Source organism: Mediterranea sp. An20 (genome assembly GCF_002160055.1).
Classification (GTDB): domain Bacteria; phylum Bacteroidota; class Bacteroidia; order Bacteroidales; family Bacteroidaceae; genus Bacteroides; species Bacteroides avicola.
In genome coordinates this window covers 26,213-34,626 of sequence record NZ_NFJV01000035.1, presented here as the reverse complement: position 1 = coordinate 34,626, position 8,414 = coordinate 26,213, and the positions used below count along the sequence as shown (strand labels likewise).

Here is an 8,414-nt window from a genome sequence, read left to right as displayed (position 1 = left end):
GGTTCGATAATTATAGAAGGCTCTGTCGGAACTACGAATTCACGTTCGATTCGGCTGAGGAAATGGTGAAACTGGCGGCGATAAGAATGTTACTGAGCAAAATTTAAACAGGCTCTTATAGATTATATGCTCGACGATATGCAGATGTAGGCTATTGTTTCAATGAAAGTTCAGTAAATTGAATGGTGTTATTCCAAATCGGTTCATCTGCCACATTGATGTCAGGTAATAAAAAATCTTCTTTTCCCGGATGTCGTTTCAATATTTCCTCGTCAGTGATGGGTAGTTGATTTCGTATTTTCTTGAAAAACTTGATTTCAGCATATTCAATACGTTCATCTGCCTCAATAGTCCTGATTGCTAAGTCGACAATAAACAGTTGTTCAGACGTTGATAGGTCTGCATTGGACAAATCGTTTAGATAATTCTTTAGGAATACGGTGCCATTTTCATTGATAGCAGTAATCCATTTGTTCAAACATGATTTAATATCAATGTCTGAAAATACATCATATTCTTTGCAAAGGTGTTTAACTATTTCTACTTCTTCTTTGGCTATTTCACCATCGCAGGCCATGCAGCAAAATAATGTCTTCAAATACAATTCTGTTGTTTTCATTTTGATTTCTATTTAAATCCGACACGTCGTTTATTCGGCTTTTCTCCATCCATCCGAGCCTTAATATCCAGGTATCTTTCTAACTCGTCAAGGCTTAATGACGGATGTGTTTCATTGATAGCTGTTCGCAACAAGTCCATAGTTATTTTGCTATGGCGCTTTAAAGCTGCTCTTGAAGCGTCATTGACTATCAACTGAATATCTGCTGAAACATAATTGGCCGTTAATTCGGCTAACTCGTCATAGTCCAGTCCGAAGTCATAAGGTCTATTCTTAAGATATAGCTCAAAAAGTGCTTTTCTCGCTTCCTTATCGGGCGCTCCGACATAATATTTCTTGTCCAATCGGCCAGTCCTGAGTATTGCCGGGTCAATGATATGGGGATAATTGGTCGCACCAATAATGAAAATACCTTTTTCTCCGGTTCTGTCCATCTGTGCAAGCATTTCATTGACAGCACTTCGTGACATCTCATGTACATTACTCTCTCTATTTGGAACAAGTTCGTTTATCTCATCAATGAAGATAATGGTCGGTGCATTTTCTTCTGCTTCCTTGAACATCTTGGCAATATTTTCCTGTGTGGCATTTACATACCTGCTTTTTAAAGTTGCTGGTGTAATACATAGAAAGTTAAAGCCAACTTCCTCAGCAAAATGTTTGGCGAAGAATGTTTTTCCACATCCCGGTGGTCCATACAAAAGCATTCCGTTGGGTATTGTTATTCCATATCGTTTGTATTCTTCCGGGTGATGCAGGGGATCTATGACTTCTTCCCGTAGTTGATTTTTCAGTTCTTCCATCCCGGCAATCGCGGCAAAACCTTTCCCCGTTTTCTTCACGGCTTTGGATTGTCCTTTTGCTGACATAGTGGGATTAGAAAATACTTTTCGTTTGGTAGATTGTCGTTCTACCTTTAATTCGCCTTTAATTCCCCTGATAAATTCTTCGGCAGACTGAAATCTATCTTCTACATCGTATGAAAGAGCCTTGACTATGCAATTAACTAATTGTTCATCCAACTCAAACTTTTCTATACTGGGTATATCCAGGTCCTTGTTTCGTTCTTCCAGCAAAGCGTCTATTCTGTCTTGTTTATCTATACGCGATAAGTCAATAAACCAAGGAAGTTTGCCATAAAGTAACTGATACAATAATACACCTACAGCATATACATCGGATTGGACTTGAATGACTCCGGAAAAACACTCGGGAGCAAGACAAAATACATTTGTCGAGTCCAAGTCCAGTTTTGCAGGACTTTGGTTCAGGTATCGTGCATGTCCTAAATCAATCAGTTTCAAATCATCCCATCCACCAACGAAACTAATCAACACATTCTGTATAGTAACTTCACCATGCAGGGCAGGGCATGGCAGCGTATGCAGATATTGCAATGCAGAAAGTACATGTATTGCTACTTGCTTTATTTCATACACACTAAGTTCCCCCTCTCTGATGATTTTCTGAGACAAGGTTTCTCCGCTGACATATTCCGTTACAAGATAGGTAAATTGTCCTCCGTAAAGCATCAGATTTCCGGAATCAATATATTTGCATAGATTCTGATGATCCAGATGCTTAGTAATCTCTACCTCTGTAATTTGTCCGTTTTCATCAATTTGATTACGGTCTAATTTGCTGTGGTTAATAAGTTTCAAGAAACAAGTTCTTCCCTTTGCATCCTTTACACGGTAAGTTTCCGCATAAGTACCTTGCTTATGCGGAAACATCACTGTATATAGCTCTATTTTATCTTTCTTATTATAGTACATTTTTATTGGTTTTTCAACAAACCACCCGCATTTGCCGCTTCGTCATCCGGCATCAAGTCTATCAGACCACAAGCAATGGGATGTAATTTCTCAACCGTTGGCTGTCCATTCATTTCTTCCAATCCTTTATTGACTAATTGACGGGCACGTGAGGAGTCTTTCCAACGAATATCTCCAAATCTCCTGTGACAGTCTTGTATTAAACCCATGCATTGATAGACCAGAGTAAGATGTATAAACAGTGAACCGATTTGTTCCAAGATTTCACGCCCAATCTTTGCATCCTTTTCACGGATAACTTTATCCGTCTGAACGCGTAACTGCTCGACAAGTTGCGCAGTTTGATTGTTACCCAATTCACTTTGCGCCTTTTCAAGCCGTTCAAATTCTTCACGCAACTCTTTTTCCAATCGTTGCCATTCCGTACTGCTATCAAGATTTTCAATCTCACGCAAAACTTCCTTCAGGTGTTGTAGCACCATTTTCTTTTCGGAACTATTGGCATATTCCTCTTTCACCTGGTTAAAATGAGCTTGCAATTCCGATGTAGATATACCTTCAAACTCCAAACGGCGGATACTTGTCTGCGCTTCATTCAACATTTTCTTAATTTCATTATCTGATGCCGATTGCTTTTTACTTGTATCAAGTTTTCTTTCAACCGTTGTATCAGTAGCAAGGAAATGTACCTCTAATTTCATCTGTTCCGATGAATCTACTTTTAGAGTAATGTCAACCGCGCTATCTATAGGAATCAAATTATCCACATCATCACCGGTGACCACAACATCTGCCACATGTTCATATAGAGATGCCGTTTTCCCTTCCGCTTCTGAAAAATCATCTACCTGATAAACCGGAATAATCAAAGTATCACTTTCAACCCCTGGCCGAAGTTGTCCGGTTGTTTTCAAGCCATTTACGACTCCAATAGCAGGTAATGGCTTATTCTTTTCCAATCCTTTGGACATCTTAAATACACCCCGTTTTTTGTTTCCGTCCCAAATGGCAATGCCTATATTATAAGGAAGGGGAGCTGCACCAACTTTAGTACCCTGTATAATGGTTATTTCCGAAGGAAAACAAGAAATAGCATTTCCTTTATCATCATACGCAACGACACTGAATGAATTAGGTTTGCCTTCCAACAAATTAGCTTCTATTACATTACCCGTAGAATCCACTTCTGTTTTTCCACTTGACCATGCTTTGTCAGCGCGGACAAGCTCAATCCAGATTTTAGATAAAGGTGCTCCATCTGCTAATTTTACACTTATCCATTCTGACGCTTCAACAGAGGTTGATTCATATCCCAACTCTAACTTTATAGTCCCTATCTGAATTTCATCGCCACAAATTTCTGCATCCAATGTTGAGGCGTAAAGTGCCGCACCTGTAGCTACAGCAGTCATTGGGTCAATGCTCGTATCTACATTCGGAGTAATCTGCTCTTTGAGCATTTGCCGGATTAACGGACTATGGGTAGGGCCACCCACCAATATCAGTTTATTTATTTGTGAGCCGGAAAGATGATTCCGTTGCAACAGATTCTTGCAGATATCTACCGCTTTTTGAAAATAAGGGCGCATTACATCAAATGCTTCTGTTTGCGTAATGGTAAGGTCAAGTTCTATTTCTTCCCCATCCTCATCTTCACCTAAATCACCAAGATTTGAAATGATGTCCTCGTTATCTTTAAATGATAATTGATTTTTTGCCTCTTCTGCATAAGTTTTCATAGCATCGCGTAAAACCTCTTTCTTGTCTGCATCTGCAATTGTGGAACTTATGTTATAATTCTCCATAAGATAAGGAATGATGATATTATCCACAATAGCATAATCTAAATTTTTCCCACCTAAATAATTATCACCTTCCGTATCAAACACTTGCATAATTCCATCTTCTACCTTGAGCAAAGCTGCATCAAATGTACCTCCACCAAAATCAAAAACCATCCATACGCCATCTTTTTCATTGGTGTTCAGTCCGTATGCCATTGATGCAGCAATTGGTTCCTGTAGTAACTCACAGTGTTTGAACCCAGCCATTTTGGCAGCTTCCAAAGTTGCCGTTTTCTGATTAACAGTGAACTTCGCAGGAACTGTGATTACAACAGAAGAAAAACTCTCATCGGTAACAAAAGATTTCAATGTCTTCAGAACTTCTGCTGACAATTCTTCCGATGAATAAGCTCTATCCATGTAAGAGCTATAATAACGCGTAGTGGTTGCCATAGTGCGTTTAAATTCTACATAAGCGTTGGAGGCTTCTTTTTTACCACTCTTCGATGCGCGACGCTTATCGCTTTTCATATCATTAAACGCTGAATCTCCAGCCTTTATACTCTTGCGTTTAGTAAATGAAACACATGAGGGCATTGTATCTTTCAGTACATCTGTTTTAATAATAACAGGTATCCCCTTTTCCATGCGGCATATTGCGGAGTTAGTGGTTCCAAGATCTATGCCATAATCGATTTTTACTCTTGCCATAACTATATTTATTTTTACTCAGGTTGACTAACTTCAATTTCTGCAGCTTGAATCATTTGTTGTTGATAATTGATTTGAGGTTTTATAATCTTGGAGATGATTTGCTGTCCTTTTTCTAAGTTTTCATCCGTAACAAATGTAACGGCAGCTTTCAACCCTGCTATATATGGTTTGCCAAGCATATCCACAATCTCATACCCATTTGCCTGGAAATTATCTTTTATGCGTTGAACCGCCTTAGCCAATTGTTTATATCCCTTGATGGAAGAATCCATCCGGGAAAGATTCAGTTCGATGCGTACTATTTCATCTGCCACTTTCAATGCAAGCGAGTGGTCAACAGACGTAGTTCCTTGGTTATTTGTTGCCGTAGGTGTATTCATCTGTTGTCCTATTATTGTAAGCAGTTTATTGTCTAAATTAATGGATTCTTCCTGCATTTTTGTTTGGGCATTTTGCAAAGCGTCTTGTGCTTTACGTACTTCGTCAATTGAATTTGTGCCGGATTTAATTCGCTTGAAAAGATATAAAAGTATGCCACTGCTTAGAAGAACAATGAGAATAACTATGATACCACCCCATAAAGAACGATTCTCCAAGACAGATTGATTGTGAATAATCGTATTATTGGCCATGTTTATTCTTTGACTAATCGTATCTTTATCTGCTTTTTGTATCTTATATAATTGAGTATGGCTTGCAAATAAACTGTCAAGCGACAGCTTAAGGGTGTCATTCTCAATGTCTAAAGATTTAATTTCGGTAAGTCTGTTTCGATTTTCTCGCTTTAAAAGCGTAATTTCTTTCTCAATGTTTGAAAATTCATTTTGAATGTTTGAGATCTCTTTTTGAAGAGCTTCTAAATGAGCTTCATTGTACTCTGGAGCATCTTGTGCTATAGATAATTGTATCCCCAGTACAACAAATGTAATTGCCAATAGTTTTCTTTTCATATTTATTATATTAGTTACACATTGATATAAACCCAATAATCACCGCTATTATAACTGCGATTATATATCCTTGATACCCCCAATTAGTCTTATTACCAGAACTATTGGTGGAATTATTATTTGGGTTTGTTATTACGCGTGGTTGGCTGACAGGTTGCGTTCTTGGCCGTGGTATAGCAGGTGATGTAGAGATACCCATTTGATTGCACAAGTCCTTTAGAATTGCACGATTTTGGTTATATCTATTAGTCTTGAAGTCTTGTTCCATATCAAACGTATCCATGATTTTGGTTGCGTTCCAAGCAGCCTGTAATACCGTTCTTATCTGAGAAAGTTTTCTGTCTCTGTCAACTAACATCGAAATAGGTACTTGTTTCCCTCCAATTTGAACAACTTCATCTTGCTGTACGGCATTGACTTCTTCAATTATATTGTGTAAAGCATTTCCGACAACTTGTGTTGATATTTTTAAGTAATATGTGTTAGATGCTCCTAACTTTGTTTTAATGGTTTGCAAATAGGGTCTTGTATTATTGAGCAAAGTCACTGCATAAGATATCGTGTCTGGTAATTGACAGAACTTTTGTAATTCATCGTGGATTGCCCTATCTTCCTTATAAATTTCTTTGGGAGGTAATTCATCAATTATCTTCTGGAGAATATCAACATTCTGTTTGCATCTGTCTTTTGCCATTTTGCCAACTACAATTTTCATGGCATACGATTGAATTGACATTGCTTTCTTGGCAGCATCGTAGGCATTTGAACCATTGAAATAATCAATGCCGCATTGCAGAATTTCAAGTCCAAGTTTGTCGGCAATCATCTGGTACTGCAAGTCTGTAGTGGGCAAAAAAACACTGAGTTGTTGTAGGGGTACTTTTGTATCATTTTTTAATTTTATTCCTGCCTGGTATCGTGCCGATGAGCCTTTACCACGAGATGATTTCGCTACTTCAATGGCTGCCTCAATGCTTGCGATAAGCGGTTTTATTTGTGCTGCCGAAACATGCTCTTTCCAACTTTTATTAGTTATGTAAGGCAAAATGATGTTTGCACCAACTTCTTCACAAAGGATGTCTATAAAATCAAAAGCAAGAGATTGGTTCGTGCCACCGTTGCCATTCCCAAGTATCATTGCTACGAAGTCCGGTAAATACTGCGTGTAGAACTGTTCGGCACAGTTCAATGCTGTTTCGTAGTTTTTTTCTAATAAAGCGCAGACTATCCGGTTCTGCAAGGATGACAAGCAATCCTTTTTCTTCCATATATCAATTGCCGCATCCATATTTCCTGCCTGTAAATGGTTGAACGCTATATCATCTAATGGCGTAACTTTAATGAACCAGAACTGGGCGTATTTGAGTTGCTCTTTAGGTAGTGCAAGACTGGCATCTGCTTGCGCAATTGTTTCAGAAGTTCGATGGATGGGTGACAAATAATGATTCAAATCCAAAGGGAAGTCCACTTGTTTGCCTACCTTCAGAAATGCTTGAAGTTTATTATGGTTGGCTACACGTTCTCTTACAGGCGAATTGGTATAAACGCCCAATTGTCGGTATGGATTGTTTTCTATGATTTTCATGTCGGCCTTGAAACCTTTGTGTCGGCCGACTCCCATGCCAACGTCTTTCTATCACATAATGCATATACAAAAAAACGTGGAGCCAGTTCTGTCACTCGTTCCACGCAGTAAAGGCTCTCGCATTGCCCGGTAAGCCGAAACGAGCAACGCTGAAAGCCCCACGCCGATGTAGAAATATAGATACACTCAAAGGAACGACATCTAATGCCATAACCCTTTGAGGACGTATATTATACACCCCACGGGGCGTCCCCGTTGCTTTGTTTTTGACTTACCGTTGAATTTGCGAGATTCTTACTGCGTCAAAACCAAAGCGTACAGTTACGCCTTTTATGTATATGTGTCTGTCCCGCTTCCACCCCAAGGGCTTTCAGCATAGGACAGACACGGCAAATATACGTTTTTTCTTGCAAATAACACTTTTTCAATTATTAGATTCATGTAGAATTAACCTTTGTTTAATGAGAACTCACGCTTCCACTGTATTATTATGAAAGATGGCGTTTTCACTTTCTTCATATATGGAACTAACTTCAAAGATATATCCTTATCAAAAAATGTCGTTTTGAAGAATCGCAAAATGGCATTTGGAAGACTCATTTTTAGGTTTACCAACTTTTAATTTTTGCCTCGAAAATCTGCCTTGACTTCACTCTTTCTTCACCAAGTATAAGTCTTTCTAAAAATCCTTCACGCCTTCACCTTGACGACAAAAGACTGTAGGACAGTAGGTTACTGTGAAAGCAACATCCTTCACCCTCCTTTCACAACCTTCAGGCCGGATTTTTGTGTGGTTTGTTCCTTACACCTGGAAAGGATGGTTCTAATCTCTTGGAAGCCGGCTTTTCAGGGCATGGCAACGCGCTGCCTGTCGCTATGAAGCAGGTGTCGTGTACAGTCCTGAGTAAACTTGTTGCCGTTATTGGACTCAGACAAGTCAACCTTAATCAGGAATAGACAGGTATGAGGGCAGTGTGAAAGCAGTGT

The 8,414-nt window shown here is 39.0% G+C and carries 5 protein-coding genes; all 5 read right to left on the bottom strand.

Annotation, left to right across the window (positions count from 1 at the left end; all coding sequences use genetic code 11):
* Positions 1 to 151: 151 nt before the first annotated feature.
* The 5 genes from B5F34_RS15335 to B5F34_RS15315 are packed head-to-tail and all read right to left on the bottom strand — an operon-like array spanning position 152 to position 7,427.
* Entirely contained in the window at positions 152 to 619 is a 468-nt protein-coding gene (locus B5F34_RS15335) for a TerB family tellurite resistance protein (RefSeq protein WP_087340688.1), read from the bottom strand.
* Positions 620 to 627: 8 nt separating this feature from the next.
* Positions 628 to 2,394, bottom strand: coding sequence for an AAA family ATPase (locus B5F34_RS15330; RefSeq protein ID WP_087340686.1), 1,767 nt, complete (start codon positions 2,392 to 2,394; stop codon positions 628 to 630).
* Between the two features lie 2 nt (positions 2,395 to 2,396).
* Positions 2,397 to 4,889, bottom strand: coding sequence for an Hsp70 family protein (locus B5F34_RS15325; RefSeq protein WP_087340684.1), 2,493 nt, complete (start codon positions 4,887 to 4,889; stop codon positions 2,397 to 2,399).
* Positions 4,890 to 4,903: 14 nt separating this feature from the next.
* Positions 4,904 to 5,842, bottom strand: coding sequence for a hypothetical protein (locus B5F34_RS15320; RefSeq protein WP_239449002.1), 939 nt, complete (start codon positions 5,840 to 5,842; stop codon positions 4,904 to 4,906).
* Positions 5,843 to 5,852: 10 nt separating this feature from the next.
* The gene (locus tag B5F34_RS15315) at positions 5,853 to 7,427 is read right to left on the bottom strand and encodes a hypothetical protein (protein WP_087340682.1); all 1,575 of its coding nucleotides are present in this window, start codon (positions 7,425 to 7,427) and stop codon (positions 5,853 to 5,855) included.
* Positions 7,428 to 8,414 lie beyond the last annotated feature (987 nt).

Excerpts from the sequence above, each read along its gene's own strand:
- B5F34_RS15320 (WP_239449002.1), bottom strand. The coding sequence starts at position 5,842 with ATGAAAAGAAAACTATTGGCAATTACATTTGTTGTACTGGGGATACAA.
- B5F34_RS15330 (WP_087340686.1), bottom strand. The coding sequence starts at position 2,394 with ATGTACTATAATAAGAAAGATAAAATAGAGCTATATACAGTGATGTTT.
- B5F34_RS15325 (WP_087340684.1), bottom strand. The coding sequence starts at position 4,889 with ATGGCAAGAGTAAAAATCGATTATGGCATAGATCTTGGAACCACTAAC.
- B5F34_RS15315 (WP_087340682.1), bottom strand. The coding sequence starts at position 7,427 with ATGAAAATCATAGAAAACAATCCATACCGACAATTGGGCGTTTATACC.
- B5F34_RS15335 (WP_087340688.1), bottom strand. The coding sequence starts at position 619 with ATGAAAACAACAGAATTGTATTTGAAGACATTATTTTGCTGCATGGCC.